The following is a 20,880-nucleotide window of genomic DNA, read 5'->3' on the forward strand; positions in this document are numbered from 1 at the left end:
ATAGACGCGACACGAATAATGTTAAAAGGCCAGCAGGCTGAATCATAAAACAAAGGGGCGAAATGCCCCTTTCAAGTCATTTAACGCGTTTACCGAACTCATCAATCACTTTTTCGCCATCCTCTTTAATAAATTCCCCCTTCTGCGTTTCAGGCAAGATAGCGAGTACCACCTCAGAAGGGCGGCATAAGCGGGTTCCGATTGGCGTGACTACAATTGGTCGGTTAATCAGAATCGGGTGCTGCAACATAAAGTCGAGCAGTTGATCATCTGTGAACAAACCTTTCGATAAACCCAGTTGTTCATATGGTTCAACGTTCTTACGCAACAATGCTTCTACCGCGATGCCCATGTCTGCAATAAGTTTCACCAATTCATCGCGGCTCGGTGGTGTGTCGAGATAATAAATAATCGTAGGCTCTATACCGCTGTTGCGGATAAGCTCTAACGTATTGCGGGACGTACCGCAAGCTGGATTGTGGTAAAGGGTTATGTTGCTCATATCAGCATCTCATTACAGATTGAAAGAAAGACGTAGCGCCAGCGCGGTCAGCGTGACAAATAGCACAGGTAGGGTCATGATAATCCCGGTGCGGAAGTAGTATCCCCAGGTTATTTTCATGTTCTTTTGCGATAACACATGCAGCCAAAGCAGCGTCGCCAGGCTACCAATCGGAGTAATTTTTGGACCCAGATCGCAACCAATCACATTGGCATAAATCATCGCTTCCTTGATAACACCGGAAGCCGAGCTACCCTCAATGGATAAGGCTCCCACCAGTACCGTCGGCATATTATTCATAATAGAAGATAAAAACGCTGTCAGGAAACCGGTACCCAATGTGGCCCCCCACAGTCCATGTTCTGCAAGTTGATTAAATACGCCAGACAGATAGTTCGTCAGCCCCGCATTGCGCAAACCATAAACCACTAAATACATGCCGAGTGAAAAAATCACAATTTGCCAGGGCGCGCCACGCAAAACCTTACCGGTATTGATTGCATGTCCTTTTTTCGCTACGACAAACAAAATGATTGCACCCGTTGCCGCAATTGCGCTAACTGGAATCCCCAACGGCTCAAGAACGAAGAAACCAACCAGCAGTAAAACCAGAACCACCCAGCCAGTTTTGAATGTCGCAGGGTCTTTTATCGCGTCGGCTGGCGCTTTCAGCCGTGAGAGTTCATAGGTTGCCGGAATATCCTTACGAAAGAATAGATGTAACATAATGAGCGTTGCGATAATGGCAGCGATATCTACTGGCACCATTACCGAGGCATACTCACTAAAACCGAGTTTAAAGAAATCGGCAGAGACGATATTCACCAAATTAGACACTATCAACGGCAGGCTTGCAGTATCTGCAATAAACCCTGCGGCCATAACAAACGCCAAGGTTGTTCCTTTACTAAAACCAAGCGCCAGTAGCATCGCGATAACAATAGGCGTTAGAATAAGTGCTGCACCGTCGTTTGCAAACAGAGCAGCAACAGCGGCACCCAATAGCACAATATAGGTGAACAATAGTCGCCCACGCCCCCTACCCCAGCGGGATACGTGCAGCGCGGCCCACTCAAAAAAACCAGACTCATCAAGTAATAAGCTAATGATTATCACAGCCACAAAGGTAGCGGTCGCATTCCAAACAATATTCCATACCACCGGAATATCGCCAAGATGAACCACCCCAGTGAGCAAGGCTAACACTGCGCCAAATGTCGCACTCCACCCGATGCCCAGCCCTTTAGGTTGCCAGATGACCAGTACGATTGTCAGAATGAATATTGCTCCCGCCAGTAACATAAAACCCCCATACATATGAAATTTCGAATATATATCGACAAGCTTTTTAGATGAAAGTAGTCTTGGAAACAGATAGCTTTATAAACAGATAGCTTTATAAACAGATCGTTTTACTGCGGGTAGCACCATTAGCAACAGTCAGCTTCCGCGCGATGACCTGAATATTGTCCTGTTGACTTAACCAGGCTTGCTCTATCACCTGCGCTGACCACGAAGGAATATGTGGTGAGAGACGATAATGCACCCATTTCCCCTGCTTACGATCCAGCAGTAATCCGCACTCTCTTAGCATCGCCAAATGGCGTGAAATCTTGGGTTGAGGTTCATCAAGTGCCGTACAGAGATCACATACGCACAGTTCACCCATCTCTTTGAGCAGCAGGACAATACCCAGACGCGTTTCATCGGATAAGTTTTTGAAAAGTTGTAGTGGCGTTAAAAGCATCATGGCCTCCATAATTGGATCAGGCACAGGATACTCCGCATAAAAACAAAATCAATAATACATTCGGAAAATCACATATGAATATTAAAGCGGTTACTCACTCAATAACCGCAGAATACTGCGTTTTTTATTTTTCTGCGCGGATGTGCTGGGAACTCTCAGGCGAAAATCACTGCAATGCCACCATGACGTAATCCATCCAAACCCGCCACAGCAATGCCTTTATCGGTAATAACTCAATTTCTATTCGGGGTATCAATAATTTATGCGGGTTGAAGCAGTTAAATTTATTGGCGTCGGTGACTACAATGATAGACTTGTTCAGGCTTTTGACGCTTATCATTCAAATGGTAATATAGTGGGCTGAGGGAGTTTGATATCACGATGATAAAGGAAACGTTTTGAACACGAGGAGTAGAATGCAGTTGTGGCCACAATTTGCAATATATGCAATGGCTATTTTGCTATTGGCTGGGTGCTCAAACAAATCTAATCGTGACTATGCCACGTTACCGAAAGGCAGCTATAACGATAAAACGTATACGGTTCAACGCGGTGATACACTTTATTTTATCGCGTGGATCAGTGACAGCGAAGTGAGTGACCTGGCGCGAATCAACAAGCTTCGCCCACCCTATACACTGGAAGTCGGGCAAAAAATTCAGCTCGGTAGTTCCACCTCATCAGGGCGGCTGACGTCGACTAAGCGTAAATCTTCCAGCAGCACTGTCGCGCAAGCGGCTCCACCACCGGGTGCTAATCGTTGCTGGTACTGGCCAACCAACGGCCAGGTAATATCAAGATACTCCAACGCCGATGGCGGTAATAAAGGTATTGATATTGCAGGTAAACGTGGACAACCCGTATACGCTTCTGCCAAAGGGCGTGTGGTGTATGTAGGAAATCAACTGCGTGGTTATGGCAATCTAATAATGATTAAACACGGCAATGATTTCATCACAGCTTACGCTCATAACGACACCCTGTTGGTAAAAAATGCGCAGGATGTAAAAGCTGGGCAAAAAATTGCGACAATGGGTAGCACTGGAAGCGACACTATAATGTTGCACTTCCAAATCCGTTACCGTGCCACCGCACTTGATCCGCTACGTTATCTGCCACCGCAAGGGACACCGCCCAAATGCTAACGGGTTACAACGTTTTCAACCAGCATGTCACCGGGTAATATCCCAAAAAGCAAAAGGCTCCTAATCAGGAGCCTTTGCTCAGCGCTGTTGTTCTACTGTAATCCCAGAACACCCTTTACGAAAGTTTCGATCTCTTTATTCTGACAATTTTCCAAGAAACACTGCTGGAAACGCTCGCCACTCACCGCAGTTTTCACCAATTCGGAATCAATAGCACGCAGTGTATCCAGATAATTCTCTTTCACCACGGCAGCTTTCACTTGATTTAAAATACCCGCATTACGAACTTGCGGCTCTTTGCGATCCAGTGGGTAACCTTCACCTTTCACGCCGGTAAATGCTTTTTCAAAGATATAACGCACATTTAATTCCGCGCCCCAACCAAAACCTTTGGCAAATGGCAGAGATAACGCATTACCGTTGTTGATTTGAGCAAACAGGAAAGCATCCGCAGGATCGATACAATAGCCACATATCACGCCAGGGTGAATATTTAATGACATCATTGCGCCCTGACCAGTGCCACAGCCGGTAACGACAAAATCGACCGCTTTGGCATTTAACAAAATACTGGCCATGATACCCAGATGAATGTAAGTCAAGTGGTGATCTTTCTCATCACTCATCCCAACGTTGTATACCGGGTATGATTTCTCCGCAGCGACCGCATTTAACTCTTTAAGAATTATCGCGTTTTTACCGGCCTGGCTATTCTCCATCATCAGTGCGATTTTCATTTGTTATCTCCTTTGCGCCAACAAGCTACAGCCCATTGGGTATGATAGTTAGACTTGACTGTGCAGACCATAGCAACTTGAAAACAAAATTTCAATTTTAATGAAAGGATGTTTTATAAAAATCACAAATAGATGTATTCGCCTGGTTACAGATGGTCAAATCCGCCCCAAACAAGTGCAGTAACTGTACGGCTTTCTATGGCCCGCACATTTGTATTTTACCATTCGAGAGTTTTTAGGGCTGGATGACGAGTTCCATCATATTGTTACTGGAATCGCAAACTGCACGTTGGCGTGGGAGGCTATCAAAAGTATTAAAGCCACGATGGATAGAGCCTGTTTTATGAGACTGGCTGATGAGCCCTCACCAGAGAGTTTGATTGAGCAGCATTATAAAATTTATCGTTCGCTAGAACAGCGCGATCAAAATGCTGCTAAAGAGGCTATCCACCTGCACCTGATTGAAATGGTATCAACGCTGGCCACTATAGCCACCCGTGATACTGATTGGTTTGAACTGAGTAAATAACAGCCAGACAAGCAACGGCTTGTCTGGTATGACTCGGCATAACTATCGTTTCTTACGATTACGATGCATATCTATGGCGACTGCGCTGACAATAATCATCCCTTTTATGATGTCTTGGATGTATGAGTCGACGCCAATAAAAGTGAAACCGCTCTTAATCAGCCCCAGAATCACCGCCCCAATGACAGTGCCGGTGATCCTGCCAACGCCTCCCATCAAACTGCTGCCACCAATAACTGCCGCTGCAATTGCATCCAATTCATAAGACTGACCCATACTGGACTGCCCACTGCTCACCCGGGCAGCCAATACCACACCTGCCAGACCCGCCAGGCCCCCTGCGATAGTATAAACTGTGACCAAATACTTATTAACGTTAATACCGGAGACTTTTGCGGAAATCATGTTGCCACCGATGGCATAGACATACTTCCCGTAGCGGGTATGTTTAAGTGCAATGTGGAAAATAACCGCGACCACAAGAAAAATAATAACCGGCATCGCACCCTGACCGATTACAGTAAACTCATCTGAAAGAAAACTAACCGGATTGCCTTTGGTATAATACTGAGCCAGTCCACGAGCTGAAACCATCATCCCAAGAGTCGCAATAAAAGGGGGGATTCCGGTACGGGTTATCAAAAAACCATTAATAAACCCGCAGAAAATACCCACCCCAATACCGGCAGTAATAGGGATAGCTGCGGGTAAATCCAGCAAGTGTGGATACATCGGTGATATACTATCGGATGTTTGCGCCAGACTTGCCGCAACAACAGCGGTAAGCGCAATCAAAGAACCTGACGACAAATCAATACCTGTAGTAATAATAACTTGTGTAACCCCAACAGCAATAATACCAATGATCGCCACCTGCAATACAATCAATAATAACCTATTAGGATTTAATAAAAATGACTGTTCACGAATAAACCAGCCAAGCAGTTCAAAAATTAGTGCGATACCTATCATCACAATAAAAATACCGGTATCTTTAGGCAACTTCCCCTTCAGGCCTAACATGAATGAATGTTTTTTGGTTGGCTCATTAACTATTACGTTATCAATTTTAACATTACTCATCATTGTAACCTTTCTGTTATTATTGAGAAGCAAGCGCCATTATTCTTTCTTGGCTGGCATCTTTTTGATCTAATATCCCTGTAATGTGACCACCATGCATCACCATGATTCTATCACTCATCCCCAGTATTTCAGGCAATTCGGAAGAGACTAAAATAATAGCAACACCACGATTTGCCAGTTCGCTGATCAAACGATAAATTTCCGATTTCGCCCCAACATCAATGCCTCTGGTTGGTTCATCGAGAATAAGTATTTTGGGTTGAGCCAACAACCAACGTGCTATTAGAACTTTTTGTTGATTACCCCCACTCAAATTATTAATAATTTGGTCCATCGTTGGTGTTTTAATATTAAGCCTATTTATTTGCTCCATGCAGTCCTGCGCCATTTCTCCGTGGCTGACAAATCCTCTTTTATTAATATATTCGGAAAGATTTACAATACTCATATTTTCAACAACAGACAGAACTAAAAATAAGCCTGATTTTTTACGATCTTCGGTCAAAAAGGCTAATCCTTGTTCAATGGCTTTTGACGGAGAATCAATATGAACCGATAAACCCTCAATAAAAACATCACCGCCATCTGCCGGATGCATACCAAACAGGCTTTCCATAACCTCACTACGACCAGCCCCCACCAGACCTGCCACCCCCAAGATTTCACCTCGTTTGACAGCAAAGGAAATATCATGAAACACACCATCACGCCGCAAATTAGTTACGCGCAATACCTCCTCACCAATATTGCTGTTAAACTTAGGAAACATATGCGTAAGTTCACGGCCTACCATCATGGTAATTAACGACTGTTTAGTCAGGCTTTCTGTTTTATCGCTTGCGACCAATGTGCCATCACGAAAAATAGTCACCTCATCAGTAATCTCAAAAATTTCATCCATCTTATGGCTGATATAAATGATACCCTTACCTTGTTGTTTTAATTCTTTAATGATTGCAAAAAGATGAAAGACTTCCCCTTCGGTCAATGCTGACGTTGGTTCATCCATGATTAATACATCCGCATCATAGGAAACCGCTTTCGCAATTTCGACCATCTGCTGGCTGGCAATGTTTAATTCACCAACGATCATATCCGGCCGGAGTTTTATATTAAGGTGTTGCAATAGCTCACTGGTTTTCCTGTTCAATAAGTCGTGATTAACCAACCCATAATGAACAGGTTCTCTCCCGAGCCAAATATTCTCAGCAACCGTCATATGTGGAACTAAATTTAATTCCTGATGGATCATGGCAATGCCCGCATGAAGTGCATCTAACGTATCATTAAAGGTAACTATGTTACCCTTTACTTTAATTGTACCTTCATCGGGATGATATATTCCAATCAAGCACTTCATCAGTGTTGATTTTCCTGCACCATTCTCTCCCATTAATGCATGGACACTACCTGATTTTATTTTGATACCCACTTTATTCAACGCTTTGACACCAGGGAATTTCTTGCTGATACCCTCGGCCTCGAGAATATAAGAATACATATCATGATCTCCGGAGTCATCCCAACAAGTTTAGTGTCGGGTAATACCGTACTTATTATTTTACCAATATCATAAATACGGCATTGTCTATTTATGGAAATAGATTTCATTCACTATTTATTAAATTAATTTAATAATATTTAAAAGGTATCGTCACTTGAAACTTTTGACTATTTTACTCATTAACTTCTTAGCCGTGTTGATCCTTACATCATTTCTTGTTTTCATTGGAGAAATCCTGATAGTTATCTTTGGTAATTAATTGATATGGGATCATAACGCTACTTTCCACTTTCTGCCCAGAGACTAATTTGATTACAGCGTCAACCGCACCTTCCCCCTGGCCTTTGGCATCCTGAAAAATACTCACATTCAGATCGCCTTTTTTAATAAACTCAATAGCATCAGGCGTGCCATCAATACCACCAATCAGCACACCTTTTTTCTTAGCTTGTTTTAAAGCAAGAATTGCACCGATCGCCATTTCATCATTATTCGAAGCAATCGCATCAATTTGCTGACCAGAAAGAATCCAATCTGTGGTGACATCAACCGCTTCTTTGCGGAAGAATTTTGCTGTTTGTTTATCAATAATATGGATTTCGGGATACTGAGCAGCTACTTTCTCTACGCCTCGAGTTCTATCGCGGGTAGCCTCACTGGAAAGTTCTCCCATTAAAATCATAACATTACCCTTCCCTCCCATCAGTTTAGCTAATTCCTCCATCTGTAAACGTCCAGCAAGTTCAGAGTCAGAACCTACATAGGCCATCCTTGCCGGCAACGTCGCCTCAGGCCGACGATTGACAAAAACCAGTGGGATTTTTGCCTGCTCAGCCAATTTGATCATCGATTTCACCCCTTGCGTATCCACTGGGTTCAAAATGATGGCATCGACACCTTGGCTGACAAAGTTTTCTACCTGCTGGATTTGCTGTGCAATATCACCTTTTGCATCTTCAAATTGACCAGAAACGTTACCCTCTTCTTTCATTTTATTTTGCATTGCCTGACGTAAGATTGTCAGAAAATTGTCGTCAAAATAGGCCATTGACACACCAATTTTAAGGTCTTTTGCATAAGCACCCAATGGCAGCATACAGATAGCAAGCGAGGCGATAATGATTTTTTTCAGCTTCATATTTTTACCCTTCAATAGTGGTATTGCATTAACATCTCAGAGCCTGCTTTATGAAAGGTATTTTTTATAATTACCTAACGCACCGCAGTGTATACATAAGGATTATCGGCACTTATAATGCGATTCAAGTGAATTCAATCGCTTAAACCCCGACCAAAATCTCATAAAAAACTTAAATAACAACAAGTTGCAAACGTTTATCACTTATCTTTTTTCACGCATTCGTTTTCAAATTTTTATTTCATAATTAAGATTATTGAAATATTTACAACCAAACAACCGAAATGTGTGTTTTGTATCGAGCAAACAACAAAAATATGACATGGATCTAACAAATGCTCATGATTTGAGCGCTTCATAAGATTAAAAGACAGTGAACTCAGCGATAAAAGTAGCTCGGACGAAAGATATTGATAAAAACATGAAGGGGCAGCAGGCCAACGATTTTATGCCTGCGATTTAAAATCGCAGGCATAATTTAATTATAAGGAGCAGGGAGTCCTATTTTTATAACGGTTTAGTTGATAGCAAATACCGATTAGGGTTCACAACTAGCGTACTGGAATTAAATCCACCCACAGCACATGACCCACAGCAGACAATGGTTGTAATTGTCCACCTTTACTCGCCGGTAGCCACCAGCAACCTTGTTGAGCCGCCAACTGATGGGTTTCCGTATGACAAATCAACCAGTTGCCTTTGACGACATAGACCAGTCCACCGTGGGAGGCTGGTAACTCATGTTCAGAATCAATTGCTGTTACTTTCGCCAGCCAGCACCCTCTGCGTGTCATGATATTAAAATCCTGGCAGGCTCCGCCCAATAACCTTGAATGGACAGCGGTATCCCCAGGGAAAGCGAAAGGCAGCAATGGGTGTGAAAGAGTATGCTCCCCTAATTCCGGGCCGGATAGCACCATCCCCTCGCCAGATAGCAATGTGATCGAGCGATCGATATCAGGAAATAAAGAAAACGGGCCATCCTGTTCAATAGTGGCGATACTGGCACGCCAGGCAAAATCATCGCCACCAACCGGCCAACATGCGATTTCACGCGTTTCTCCACCACCATTTCGCCAGCGGCTAATGGGCAAGCTGGCGAAATCAAAAACAGTAAAGTTCATCAGACCTCCTGTTGGCAGGTTTTCAGTACGGCCAGAAAATCCTGTGCCGCTTGCTGTTGCATTGGATGATATCTATCCACGATTACCGCTCTACCTGCTACATAAACATCTCGAATTTGCGATTTCCCCCCCGCAAATAACCAACGATTTAGTAACGAAGCAGATTCAGTGCCTGCAATGTAAGGATCCGCGCCATCTAGCACCAACCAGTCAGCACGATATCCTACAGCGAGTTGACTGATCATAGTGCCACAAGCCTGCCGCCCACCGGCTAATGCTTGCTTATATAGCAAATCAGCCACTGCAGGTTGTTGCTCGCTGGTCAGGCGATTGCGCCGCTGGTCTCGCAGACGCTGCCCGTATTCCAGCCAGCGTAGCTCTTCCACTACATCCAGTGAAACGTGACTATCTGAACCTATTCCCCAGCGCCCTTCATGCTGCAAGTAATCAACCGCAGGGAAAATCCCATCCCCCAAATTGGCTTCTGTTGTTGGGCACAATCCAGCAACAGCCTGACTGTTTGCCAGTGACACCAGCTCTGATTTATCCAGATGCGTGGCATGGACCAGGCACCAGCGGCTGTCGACAGGTAAATTATCATACAGCCATGCAACCGGGCGTTGCCCACTCCACGCCAGACAATCCGTGACCTCTTTTTGTTGTTCGGCAATGTGGATGTGAATCGGCAACTGTTTATCTGATACCTGCAAAATCTCCTGCATTTGGCTTAGCTCAACAGCACGCAATGAGTGAAAACATAAACCTTGATTTTGTAGAGGTTGATTAGCCAATTGTTTGCTAATGACTCGCTGCTGCTCAAGATAGCTTTCAGTATTCTGAATAAAGCGCCGTTGGCCTTGTTGGGCTGGTTGAGCGCCAAAACCAGCATAGCTGTAAAGCACAGGCAATAAGGTCATTCCAATCCCTGCCTGCTCGGCGGCCTGGCTCAACTGTGCCGTCATTTCACCAGGGTCGCCATAAGGAGAACCCTCAGGGCTATGATGCAAATAGTGGAATTCTGCCACTTGGGTGTAGCCACCTTTTAACATTTCGATATACAACTGGCGGGCAATGATACCAATGTGTTCCGGTGTCAATTGTTGCACCAAACGGTACATCAGGTCACGCCAGGTCCAGAAGCTATCTTGCGGATCACCGGCAACCTCCGCTAATCCAGACATCATGCGCTGAAAAGCATGTGAGTGTAGATTGGGCATACCAGGTACTATCGGGCCGGATAAAACCTGGCAATTCTCGCTACTGCTGCCACTCGAAATATGTTGAATAAACCCCAGTTCATCAACGGAGATCTGCACATCTGTAGCCCATCCATCAGGTAGAAAAGCACGTTTGGTAAAATAAACTGGCATCGCGATATCTCCATGTTTTGTTCAGAGTCAAACGCGCCAAGCCACAGCCGCGTCAATTAATTAAACCGCCCACTTGTATATACATATACACACGCTGAATTCAACCGTAGAATTAACCTATAACAGTGTTATTTGACGAGGTTAACGCCGTGGCGGAACAACAAACGGTTTTACAATTGAGTGCAGCAATGGGTGACATCCCTGCACCAATTTACCAACGGGTTAAGCTGGCGATCATCCGCCAAATCAGAACCGGAACCTGGCAACCCCACCAGCGTGTACCCTCCGAAAGTGAGCTGGTCGCAGAACTGGGTGTCAGCCGTATGACCATCAATCGGGCATTGCGTGAATTAACCAGTGAAGGTTTCCTTATTCGTATGCAAGGCGTGGGCACTTTTGTTGCAGAAGCCAAAGCGCACAGTGCGTTACTTGAAGTTCATAATATCGCTGATGAAATTACTGCTCGTGGTCATCGCCACAATTGTAAAATCCTCCAACTGCAAGCCCGTGCTGCTACCTCTGAAGAAGCGGTAGCCTTAGGTATTCAACCCGGTCAGCTATTGTTCTACTCACAAATTGTTCATTACGAAAATGACTTCCCAGTTCAGGTTGAAAACCGCTGTGTAAACCCAGCCACCGCACCCGATTACATAAAACAGGATTTCAACCAAATAACCCCATACAGCTACCTAACTCAAGTCGCGCCACTCACTGAAGGGGAGCATATTGTCGAGGCAATAATGCCCACACCAACTGAACGCCAGTTACTGCAACTGGATGGACACGAACCTTGCCTGTTGATCCGCCGCCGAACCTGGTATGGGAAAGCGGTAGTCACAGCCGCACAATTACTCTACCCCGGCTCCCGCTATCAGCTCTATGGCCGTTTTACCCCACAAGGTACCGTCACGTCCTGATCAATTTTTTTTCTCTGCGAGAACTGCGAAGTGTTACGCAATTGTTTAAATCGCTATCTTGCCGATAGTGAATTTATGCGCTAGGTTGTCCATGATTGTATATACAACCTAATTTCGAGATATCCGATCTAAGTGGCATTGTAGTAACAAGTGCCGTTTACAGGATATGTCCGTGGAGGAGTGAAATGGTGTCAATGATTCACTGTGACAGCCTGTGGTACGGTGCCGATATCGTGACTATGCAGGGTGGGAAGTACCACCTGATCCCGCAAGGGGCTATGGCAGTTACTGGTGGCAAAATAGTTTGGATTGGGCCATATGCAGAATTACCGCCGATCACAACCAGCCACGAAGTAGTCTATAAAGGTGGCTTGATCACACCAGGTCTGATTGATTGCCATACCCATTTGGTGTTTGGCGGTGACCGCAGTGCTGAATTTGAGCAGCGCCTGAACGGGGTGAGTTATGCAGAAATAGCAGCAAATGGCGGTGGTATTATTTCGACCGTCAGAGCTACTCGGGCCGCAAGCGAACAACAATTACTAGAGCAAGCGCTATTTCGCCTGAGATCTCTGCTAGCTGAAGGCGTGACCTGTATTGAAATTAAATCCGGTTACGGGCTTAGTTTGGAAAGTGAGATAAAAATGCTGCGGGTTGCCCGTAAACTGGGCGAAATATTACCTATTACCATTAAAACCACCTGTCTGGCCGCTCATGCCTTGCCCCCTGAGTTTGCGGGCCGTCCTGATGATTATATTGACTATGTTTGTAGCACTATTATTCCACAAGTCGCTGTAGAAGGTTTAGCGGATGCAGTCGATGCTTTTTGTGAGCATTTGGCATTCTCACCAACTCAAGTTGAGCGCGTATTTTTAGCTGCGCAAAAAGCAGGTTTACCCATCAAATTACATGCAGAGCAGCTTTCTTCTCTCAATGGCGGCACCCTGGCTGCTAAGTTTGGTGCCTTGTCTGCCGACCATTTAGAATACGCGACTGAATCTGATGTTAAAGCCATGAGTCAGGCGGGTACGGTGGCAGTTTTACTGCCGGGTGCCTATTACTTGTTGCGTGAAACACAATGCCCTCCAGTTGAGATGTTTCGCCGATATGGCGTACCAATGGCCTTAGCCAGTGATGCCAATCCGGGAACATCCCCGGCACTCTCCCTGCGTTTAATGCTTAATATGGCTTGCACATTATTCCGTATGACACCCGAAGAGGCGCTGGCAGGTGTTACTTGCCATGCAGCACAGGCGCTTGGCGTGCAACATAGCCAAGGCACACTGGAAACCGGTAAATTAGCAAACTGGGTTCATTGGCCATTATCGCGCCCTGCCGAACTGGCATATTGGTTGGGAGGGCAACTGCCTGCCGCTGTTGTATTTCAAGGAGAAGCTCGCTCATGAATCTAACTGAGTCTTTGCGTTTTCAGGCGGGTAAATTACCGCTATTGATCAGCATTCCACACGCAGGAACACGGCTGACACCGGCAGTTGAGGCTGGGTTGACTACGGCTGCTCGCCCATTGTCTGATACTGACTGGCATATTCCTCACCTTTATGACTTTGCCCACGACATGGGGGCCAGCATATTAATCGGTAACTATTCCCGTCTGGTGGTTGACCTTAACCGCCCTGACGATGACCAGCCACTTTATACGACAGCTACCACCGGTCTATTTCCTGAAACTCTGTTTGATGGCCAGCCTTGCTTTATGTCAGGTAAAACACCATCACCGCAAGAACGCCAATCCTACCTAATGCAGATCTGGCGTCCCTACCATCAACAACTTCAGCGAGAACTGGAACGGCTTAGAGCTAAATTTGGCTATGCGTTACTGCTAGATGCTCATTCGATTGCCTCAGTTATACCGAGATTGTTTGAGGGGAAATTGCCAGATTTGAATTTTGGGACGAACAGTGGTGCCAGTTGCAGCCCATCGTTAAGCAAACAACTAATAGAATGCTGCGAGCACCAATCCACATTCAGTCATATATTAAATGGCCGCTTTAAAGGCGGATATATAACTAGAGCGTATGGTTTACCACAGGACCATCAACACGCGGTGCAACTTGAGTTATCACAGTTAAACTATATGTCTGAGACGGAGCCATACACCTATCAACCAGAACGAGCAGCTCGCTTACAGCAGCTACTCCAGCCGTTGGTTGATACCATGCTGAAATGGGGTGAACAACAGTATCACCGCTGATTTATAGTCATACTTTTTGATTCAACTTCTGAATGTGTTAAATACAAAAAAGCGGGGTTACCCCCGCCCTTTAACTCACCTATTTCCGACACAGAAAAGGGCAATACTCACGGCTCAAATTAGATTAGAAACGGTAAGTCAGGTTCACTGCTACAACGTCATCAGTGCTTAAGCCCAATGGATTTTTGTCTTCATCCAGCAGGTTAATCTGGTAGTCAACATAGGTGAACATGTTCTTGTTGAAGTAGTAAGTCACACCGATTTCAGCATATTTCAGCAAGTCTGCATCACCCACAACAGCCAGGTCCTTACCTTTAGATTGGACATAAGCAATGGACGGGCGAATACCATTTTCAAACTGATACTGTGCGACCAACTCTACGTTCTGAGTTTTATTGGCAATCAGTGCCTTGTATGGCGTCATGTTCAACGTTTCACCGTACATTGCTGCGATATAAACCTGGTTTGCATCGTATTTCAGCGCAGTAGCCCAAGCCTGGGCCTTATCGCCACTCGCACTGTTAGCCAGATTTTTTTGGCCCAAGGTACGGTTGGATGAAGAGTAAGCGCCTGCGAAGCCAATACCGCTGCCTTCGATGTCTTGATAATCAACAGATAAACCGAAACCATCACCGTTAGCTTTCTGAATTGCACGCTCATTCTGAGTGGTATCACCGTCGTCATTACGACCCTGATACTGAGCTGCAACATTCAGGCCTTTTACCAGACCGAAGAAGTCAGAGTTACGGTATGTTGCCAGGCCGGTAGAACGGCCCGTCATATAGTTATCGGTATAAACGATTGTGTCACCACCGAATTCTGGCAGCATATCGGTATAAGCCAGCGCGTCATAAACTACGCCATAGTTACGGCCATAATCGAAAGAACCAAATTCAGCAAATTTCAGACCCGCAAAACCCAAACGGGTTTTATTGCCTTTATCACCCTGAGATTCCGCATTTTTGGCGACAACATTATATTCCCACTGACCGAAACCAGTCAGTTGGCTATTGATTTGTGTTTCCCCTTTAAAACCAAAACGGACATAAGTATCGTCTGCGTTATTATGGTTTGAGAAAAGGTACTTGGCGGCTACGCGACCATAAAGATCCAGTTTGTTGCCATCTTTATTATAAATCTCGGCTGCATTTGAGAGAGTAGGAACGATACTCAAGGCGACCGCCAGGGCCAGTATACTGCGCTTCATCATTATTTTTCCTTTGAATTTTAATAAAACCAACCCACCGGGCTAAATTAATTTTTTAGCCTCTTAAAAGTTAATTTTTAATTTTTTATAGTAACCTGTCTTGTAAAGCGAAGAGACATTATCATTAAGCACAAAAAGTTAAAATGGTAAAAACATAGAAATATCGGTATAAACAGGTAATAATTTGTAACAAAATGTTTTTAAGCAAACCTTTCACAACACACTGATTATAAATAGTTTTATATTAAATATGATAACCAACATGGTGCGATCGCACTTTTTTGGTGCAAAGTCATTTCATTTTGTTTCTTTTTCACCCTGTAACGTCGTTAGATTTGTAAATTGCAGTGAATATCACAGTTCTATTTTATTTTCTCCATAACAAAAGCAATCAAATGACTATTTAGAATGCAAAATACCTCTTCTTTTTAGTGCAACAACAAATGATAACATTCATAAAATAGGCTAATAAGATTATTAGATGTGTGGGCTTGCCACGAAAAAATAGAACACACCTCCATTAATATAAAAATCTTTATACCTCATCAGATAAGATAGTCTTAATTTTAATGAACGAAAAATGAGCCATTATTGCTAATGACTCATTTTAGTGTCTATTTATGTGATTTATCACTTTAGATTTAGCTTAAGTCGCTCCGCCGAGCTGGATATTACCCTGCGTAATTATATGCACGGATATTTATAAACCAAACTTACTTATGCCGTAGGTAATTCACTTTCATCCATTTGCACCAACATGATCCCTGCACGCAATCCTAAAGCTACCTTCGGGTTTGGAAACAAAATCCACTCATTCTCATGTTGAACCCGATAATACTCATTGGGTTGTTCGGTAAGTAATGTTCCTTGTGGGAAACGAGTAAAATTCACAAGGTCATCGGCGACTCGCAAGGTAAAATCAGAATGCTGCTTAAGTAATGATTTCACCACCCGATAAAAAAGCATCGTCTCAGTGGTACGAGCAGGCAGCTCTTCACCACTCACCAGTGTACGTAAACCACGGGTAACGCCATTGAAGTCTGAAAGTTGGTTTTCGCCAAACGGCAACGCCTTACCTAACTCTAAAGTGCAACTGGCCGCCTGATGGCATTCGCTGCTGAAATGAGCAAATGTACCGCCTGCCGAGGTATGCATAACCAGTGCCTCCAGCTCAATATCTCGCAACCAACGGACCATTGCCGCCGAATAGGGCGTCTGCTGATAAGGTAATAAGGCAAAACGGGTATGGTTAGAGCCACGAATCGCCGTATGCAGGTCATAATGCAGCCGCGCTGTTTGGTGCCCGGTCAGAAAAAATGCACTGATGACTTTTTCAAGTTCCTCAACTCTTTGTGTTTCATTATCTGACGGATAATTTTGGTAGCGGCCACCAAACATCCGGTTGATATCGTTATTGATATAGCGCTTTCCTGCGATGATCGCCGCAGGATTACCTAATAGCACCAACAAGCGGACGGCCAAAGGTAATTTTCCGCTAAATAAGTCAGTAACCAATTGATTTAAAATCTCAATTGGTGCTGTTTCATTGCCATGAATACCAGCAGAAATCACTACTGATTGGCTATAATCGCGGTGTGGCGTCAATATCAACATGCCTTCACCCAGCCACTGCCAATGCAGAGTGGCTGTTTTGCCTTGTACGATTTGCGGTGGCTCACCAGACAGTGTTACTGCTAGAAAATCCAGCATTAGCGCCCCTTCTCTCTCTTCAGTGGTTTAGGCTTCATCCAGCACTAATCGCGTTGGAACGGGTATACTGAGCCAAGGTTAAGTATGCGCGTCAGTTGATCCAACGCCTGCCGCCCTTCCTGTAACAACTGTGGATCGGCTAAATCTTTAAATTGCAGGTGGTCACGATAATGTTGATCGACCCAATTATTTAACGTAACAAACAGGGCCGGAGTCATCATTACTCTGCTGTTGACCGCCTGCAATTCCGTATCATTCAAGGCAACCCGCAAACGTAAACAGGCAGGCCCACCGCCGTTACGCATACTCTCACGTAAATCAAACACCCGAACTTCATCAATCACACTGCCACTGCTGATAAGTTCGGACAGATAGCGCCATACCCTGGGGTTTTCTTGCGACTCCTGAGGAATAACCAACAACATTTTGCCATTAGGTTTAGTTAATAATTGGCTGTTAAACAGATAGGTCGATACTGCGTCAGCTACTGACACCTGAGCTTCTGGCACTTCAATGGTGACAAATTGTTGCTCCAAACAAGCCATCTTACGGCGAATATCATCCATAACATGCATGTCAGGTACGAATGCATGTTGATGGTGAAATAACACATTCTGATTACTGACCGCGATGACATCATTATGAAAGACACCGTGATCAATTACCGTGGGGTTTTGTTGCACAAAGACGGTGCGCTCAGGCGCTAACTGATGCAATCGTGCCACCGCCTGGCTAGCTTCCAGCGTTTGTCTGGCCGGGTATCGACTGGGCATTGCGCCACCGTCTAACCCTTTGCGACCGTAAACAAACACCTGAATACCGGGGTTCCCGTACTCCCCGCCAAGGCGATTGTGATTAGCAGCACCTTCGTCACCAAACAACTCCACCGAGGGCAGCGCAGCGTGGTGAACAAAATGACGAGGGTTACTAAACACCCCTTTTAGCAATGCTGACGTGGTATCTGCCTCAATTGCCCGGTGAAATTTATTATTCAGATTAGCCACTGTAAAGTGCACTTGACCATCAGCGCTGTCAGCAGAGGGTGATACCGTCGCCGCATTGGCGGTCCACATTGATGAAGCCGAACTGACCGCTGATAACAGGCGCGGTGATTGGCGGGCAACCTGACTTAAAACCTGCTCATCAGAGCCACTGAAACCCAACTGACGCAACACGCTGATTGCTGGCCGCTCTTGTGGTGGTAGCACACCTTGCTTATACCCCAAATCAGCCAACGCTTTCATCTTAAGCAAGCCCTGCTTTGCTGCCAAACGGGGGTTGGAAACGCTATTTTGGTGCGTGGTGGAGGCCTCGTTGCCAAAAGATAAACCCGCGTAGTGATGTGTCAGCCCGACCAGTCCATCAAAGTTAACTTCATGTCCCGCCATCATATTCTCCGTTCACGGCTCAGTGGCTATTGGTTGAATCAGTCGCTGGCAAATCAAAACAAATACCGGGTGATAATGTTGTCGGCAGTATCAAGCTTTCACTCTCCAGCGAAGCCATCGGCCATGCACAATAGTCGGCAGCATAAAATGCACTTGGGCGATGATTACCCGATGCACCGACACCACCAAAAGGTGCAGCACTGGATGCCCCAGTCAGTGGTTTGTTCCAGTTCACTATCCCTGCACGCGCCTCCAGCAATAGTTGTTCAAACTGCTGACGATCCTCAGAAACCAGGCCAATGGCTAAGCCAAAGCGGGTCTGATTAGCTATTTTCAGTGCTTCGGCAAAATCTGTATAGCGGATGACACTGACCAATGGACCAAAATACTCTTCATCAGGCACATTATTGATACCCGTGATATCAATAATCCCCGGTGTGAGTACCGCACTTTGACTATCGGGCCGGGTCATGGTCAGTAACGGATGACTCCCCAACTCAATCAGATGTTGTTGAGCCGCCAACATTTTATCTGCTGCCTGAGCGGAAATAACCGCCCCCATAAAGGGTGCGGGTAGCATATCCCAGCGGCCAATACGCAGCGCTTTGGCGACGGCCACAAAACGTTGTAGAAATGCATCCCCCTCCGCGCCAGATTTCACTAACAACCGACGCGAACAGGTACATCGCTGCCCGGCAGAGATAAACGCGGATTGAATCGCAAGATTAACCGCGGCGTCAGTGTCTTTCACTTGCTCTACGATCAAGGCGTTGTTACCCCCCATTTCCAACGCCAGGATTTTTTCCGGCTGCCCCGCCAATTGACGGTGCAAGTGGTAGCCGGTATTGGCACTGCCGGTAAACAATAAGCCATCAATATCCTGCTGAGCGGCCAGCGCCTCACCGGTATCACGCCCCCCCTGCACCAAATTAAGTACCCCATCAGGGATACCGGCTTGTTGCCACAATTTGACGGTTTCTTCTGCCGTGACCGGCGTCAGTTCACTAGGTTTGAATACCACGGTGTTGCCCGCCAGCAAGGCAGGAACGATGTGACCATTGGGCAAGTGACCGGGGAAGTTATATGGGCCAAAAACGGCCAGGACACCATGTGGACGGTGACGCAGCACAGAGAGATCCCCGCCCATCGGGGTTTGGCTGCTGCCGGTCCGAATTTGGTAAGCCTGCAATGAAATGGCTACTTTACCTATCATCGCCTGTACTTCGGTCAACGTTTCCCAATGTGGCTTACTGGTTTCCAGACTGATGGTACGTGCCAGTTGCTGTTTATGTTGTTCGAGCAAGGCGGCAAAACGTTGTATTACCGCAACTCGCTGCTCCAGCGGGGTACGTGCCCAGTGAGGGAAAGCTGTTCGTGCCGCCTGGCAGGCAGCGGCGACATCTTGCTGATCCGCAGCACGGGCTTGCCATAATAGTTGCTGATCCATAGGATCATGCTTATCGAAAGACGCACCTTTACCTGTACGCCATTCACCTTGAATAAACAGAGCTGGGTGGGTCATTTCTTTGTCTCCGGAGCAAACAAGCTGACGATACGAACCGAGTCACCGGCGGCAACACCCAGTGCGGCGGCATTTTCAGAGCTTAAATGCAGTAAATCGTCGGATAGATGAGTATCAATTAATATTGCGCGGAAATCTTGGTAACGGTCGTTAGTGACCAAATAGGCCGTACCGTTTGGGTCAATATCGATATCCTCAATAGCCACCGTCCGTTTACTGCAATCACGCACCGCCCGCACTTCATCAGTATTGGCTTCCAGTGTTGGCCCGCCATCAAAAATATCGACATAGCCTTGATATTGCAGACCTTCTGTTTCCAGCACCGCGCGGGCCGGTGCGGTGTGAGGATGGACCTGTCCTATCACGGCACGGGCCTCTTCTGCCAGAAAATCCACATACAGCGGATGTTTAGGCATTAATTCGGCAATAAACGCTTTTTGCCCCGTGCCACTGAGATAATCTGCTTTAGCAAACTCAATCGAAAAGAAATGACGACCGACATTTTCCCAAAACGGTGAACGGCCATTCTCATCAGTAAATCCACGCATTTCCGCGATCACTTTGCGCGAAAAGTATTGGCGGAAAGCAGCCATAAACAGAAAGCGAACTTTCGACAGGAACGGGCCATTCTTCTCTTTCCGATACTCGGGATCGAGGAACAACGTACACAGTTCGCTGTAACCGGTGTGGTCATTACTTAGAAACAAGGTGGGAACAGATTTATACACATTAAGCGTTTTCGAGGCGTGTACCAGCGTGCCGACCCGGAAGTTATACCAAGGATCGTTCATACCAACAGCCACTTCAATCGCGCTGACGCCAACCACTTTTTGCCGTTCGCTATCTTCCAATACGAACAGATATCCCTGCTCGCCCGGTGCCAATGCGCCTTGCCAGGTATTTAATGCACGTTCTATCCTGGCCGCGAGGTGCTGCTCATTTTGTGGCAGTGAAGTCATGCCAACGCCTGTTTTCCCAGCCAGTTCAAGGATATCGGCCAGATCTCTGCGTTCTACCGGGCGAACTATCATCATAGTCA

19 protein-coding genes are annotated in these 20,880 nt (G+C 45.8%); 5 read left to right on the top strand and 14 right to left on the bottom strand.

The genetic code is table 11. The features are described 5' to 3' along the window. Positions 1–76 precede the first annotated feature (76 nt). The 3 genes from arsC to AT01_RS03115 form a co-directional block, all read right to left on the bottom strand. The gene (gene arsC / locus AT01_RS03105; RefSeq protein ID WP_042546041.1) at positions 77–502 is read right to left on the bottom strand and encodes a glutaredoxin-dependent arsenate reductase; all 426 of its coding nucleotides are present in this window, start codon (positions 500–502) and stop codon (positions 77–79) included. A gap of 12 nt (positions 503–514) precedes the next feature. Continuing rightward, complete coding sequence (locus AT01_RS03110; protein WP_042546042.1) at positions 515–1,804, bottom strand: arsenic transporter; 1,290 nt, start codon at positions 1,802–1,804, stop codon at positions 515–517. Positions 1,805–1,898: 94 nt separating this feature from the next. Beyond that, the gene (locus AT01_RS03115; RefSeq protein ID WP_042546043.1) at positions 1,899–2,249 is read right to left on the bottom strand and encodes a transcriptional regulator; all 351 of its coding nucleotides are present in this window, start codon (positions 2,247–2,249) and stop codon (positions 1,899–1,901) included. A gap of 419 nt (positions 2,250–2,668) precedes the next feature. On the opposite strand from AT01_RS03115, the gene actS reads away from it, so the two are divergent. After that, positions 2,669–3,397, top strand: coding sequence for an amidase activator ActS (gene actS, locus AT01_RS03120; RefSeq protein WP_042546044.1), 729 nt, complete (start codon positions 2,669–2,671; stop codon positions 3,395–3,397). A 92-nt stretch (positions 3,398–3,489) separates the two neighbouring features. Here the strand turns inward: actS and AT01_RS03125 are convergent, their stop codons facing one another. Then, positions 3,490–4,134: an RpiB/LacA/LacB family sugar-phosphate isomerase gene (locus AT01_RS03125; RefSeq protein WP_042546045.1), complete on the bottom strand. Its 645-nt coding sequence runs from the start codon at positions 4,132–4,134 to the stop codon at positions 3,490–3,492. A gap of 211 nt (positions 4,135–4,345) precedes the next feature. Here AT01_RS03125 and AT01_RS03130 point away from each other — a divergent pair, with 211 nt between their 5' ends. Beyond that, on the top strand, positions 4,346–4,663 hold the full coding sequence (locus AT01_RS03130) for an FCD domain-containing protein (RefSeq protein WP_052489933.1): 318 nt from the start codon (positions 4,346–4,348) through the stop codon (positions 4,661–4,663). A gap of 42 nt (positions 4,664–4,705) precedes the next feature. On the opposite strand, the gene AT01_RS03135 is transcribed toward AT01_RS03130, so the two are convergent. From AT01_RS03135 to AT01_RS03155, 5 genes are all read right to left on the bottom strand, one after another. Next, a complete protein-coding gene (locus tag AT01_RS03135; RefSeq protein ID WP_042546046.1) occupies positions 4,706–5,746 on the bottom strand; it encodes an ABC transporter permease in 1,041 nt (346 codons plus the stop codon). Between the two features lie 19 nt (positions 5,747–5,765). Continuing rightward, positions 5,766–7,250, bottom strand: coding sequence for a sugar ABC transporter ATP-binding protein (locus tag AT01_RS03140; RefSeq protein ID WP_042546047.1), 1,485 nt, complete (start codon positions 7,248–7,250; stop codon positions 5,766–5,768). A 211-nt stretch (positions 7,251–7,461) separates the two neighbouring features. Next, the gene (locus AT01_RS03145; protein WP_042546048.1) at positions 7,462–8,391 is read right to left on the bottom strand and encodes a sugar ABC transporter substrate-binding protein; all 930 of its coding nucleotides are present in this window, start codon (positions 8,389–8,391) and stop codon (positions 7,462–7,464) included. A 551-nt stretch (positions 8,392–8,942) separates the two neighbouring features. Continuing rightward, positions 8,943–9,515 carry a HutD/Ves family protein gene (locus tag AT01_RS03150; RefSeq protein WP_042546049.1) on the bottom strand — a complete coding sequence of 191 codons (573 nt, stop codon included), beginning with the start codon at positions 9,513–9,515 and terminating at the stop codon, positions 8,943–8,945. After that, positions 9,515–10,885, bottom strand: coding sequence for a formimidoylglutamate deiminase (locus AT01_RS03155; protein ID WP_042546050.1), 1,371 nt, complete (start codon positions 10,883–10,885; stop codon positions 9,515–9,517). Before AT01_RS03155 ends, AT01_RS03150 begins: the two co-directional genes overlap by 1 nt. A 149-nt stretch (positions 10,886–11,034) precedes the next feature. On the opposite strand from AT01_RS03155, the gene hutC reads away from it, so the two are divergent. From hutC to hutG, 3 genes are all read left to right on the top strand, one after another. Next, positions 11,035–11,802 carry a histidine utilization repressor gene (gene hutC / locus AT01_RS03160; RefSeq protein WP_042546051.1) on the top strand — a complete coding sequence of 256 codons (768 nt, stop codon included), beginning with the start codon at positions 11,035–11,037 and terminating at the stop codon, positions 11,800–11,802. A gap of 185 nt (positions 11,803–11,987) precedes the next feature. Then, positions 11,988–13,208, top strand: a complete 1,221-nt coding sequence (hutI, locus tag AT01_RS03165; protein WP_042546052.1) for an imidazolonepropionase — start codon at positions 11,988–11,990, stop codon at positions 13,206–13,208. Continuing rightward, positions 13,205–14,014: an N-formylglutamate deformylase gene (hutG, locus tag AT01_RS03170; RefSeq protein WP_042546053.1), complete on the top strand. Its 810-nt coding sequence runs from the start codon at positions 13,205–13,207 to the stop codon at positions 14,012–14,014. Before hutI ends, hutG begins: the two co-directional genes overlap by 4 nt. Before the next feature lie 124 nt (positions 14,015–14,138). Here hutG and AT01_RS03175 read toward each other — a convergent pair whose 3' ends face one another. From AT01_RS03175 to astA, 5 genes are all read right to left on the bottom strand, one after another. After that, positions 14,139–15,224, bottom strand: coding sequence for a porin (locus AT01_RS03175; protein ID WP_042546054.1), 1,086 nt, complete (start codon positions 15,222–15,224; stop codon positions 14,139–14,141). 714 nt (positions 15,225–15,938) lie between these two features. Further along, a complete protein-coding gene (astE, locus tag AT01_RS03180; protein ID WP_042546055.1) occupies positions 15,939–16,931 on the bottom strand; it encodes a succinylglutamate desuccinylase in 993 nt (330 codons plus the stop codon). A 44-nt stretch (positions 16,932–16,975) separates the two neighbouring features. After that, a complete protein-coding gene (gene astB / locus AT01_RS03185; RefSeq protein ID WP_042546056.1) occupies positions 16,976–18,319 on the bottom strand; it encodes an N-succinylarginine dihydrolase in 1,344 nt (447 codons plus the stop codon). 19 nt (positions 18,320–18,338) lie between these two features. Then, positions 18,339–19,841, bottom strand: coding sequence for a succinylglutamate-semialdehyde dehydrogenase (astD, locus tag AT01_RS03190; protein ID WP_042546057.1), 1,503 nt, complete (start codon positions 19,839–19,841; stop codon positions 18,339–18,341). Then, positions 19,838–20,875 carry an arginine N-succinyltransferase gene (gene astA, locus AT01_RS03195; RefSeq protein WP_042546058.1) on the bottom strand — a complete coding sequence of 346 codons (1,038 nt, stop codon included), beginning with the start codon at positions 20,873–20,875 and terminating at the stop codon, positions 19,838–19,840. The genes astD and astA overlap by 4 nt, the downstream gene beginning before the upstream one ends. Positions 20,876–20,880 lie beyond the last annotated feature (5 nt).

The organism is Yersinia aldovae 670-83, assembly GCF_000834395.1.
Lineage (GTDB): Bacteria > Pseudomonadota > Gammaproteobacteria > Enterobacterales > Enterobacteriaceae > Yersinia > Yersinia aldovae.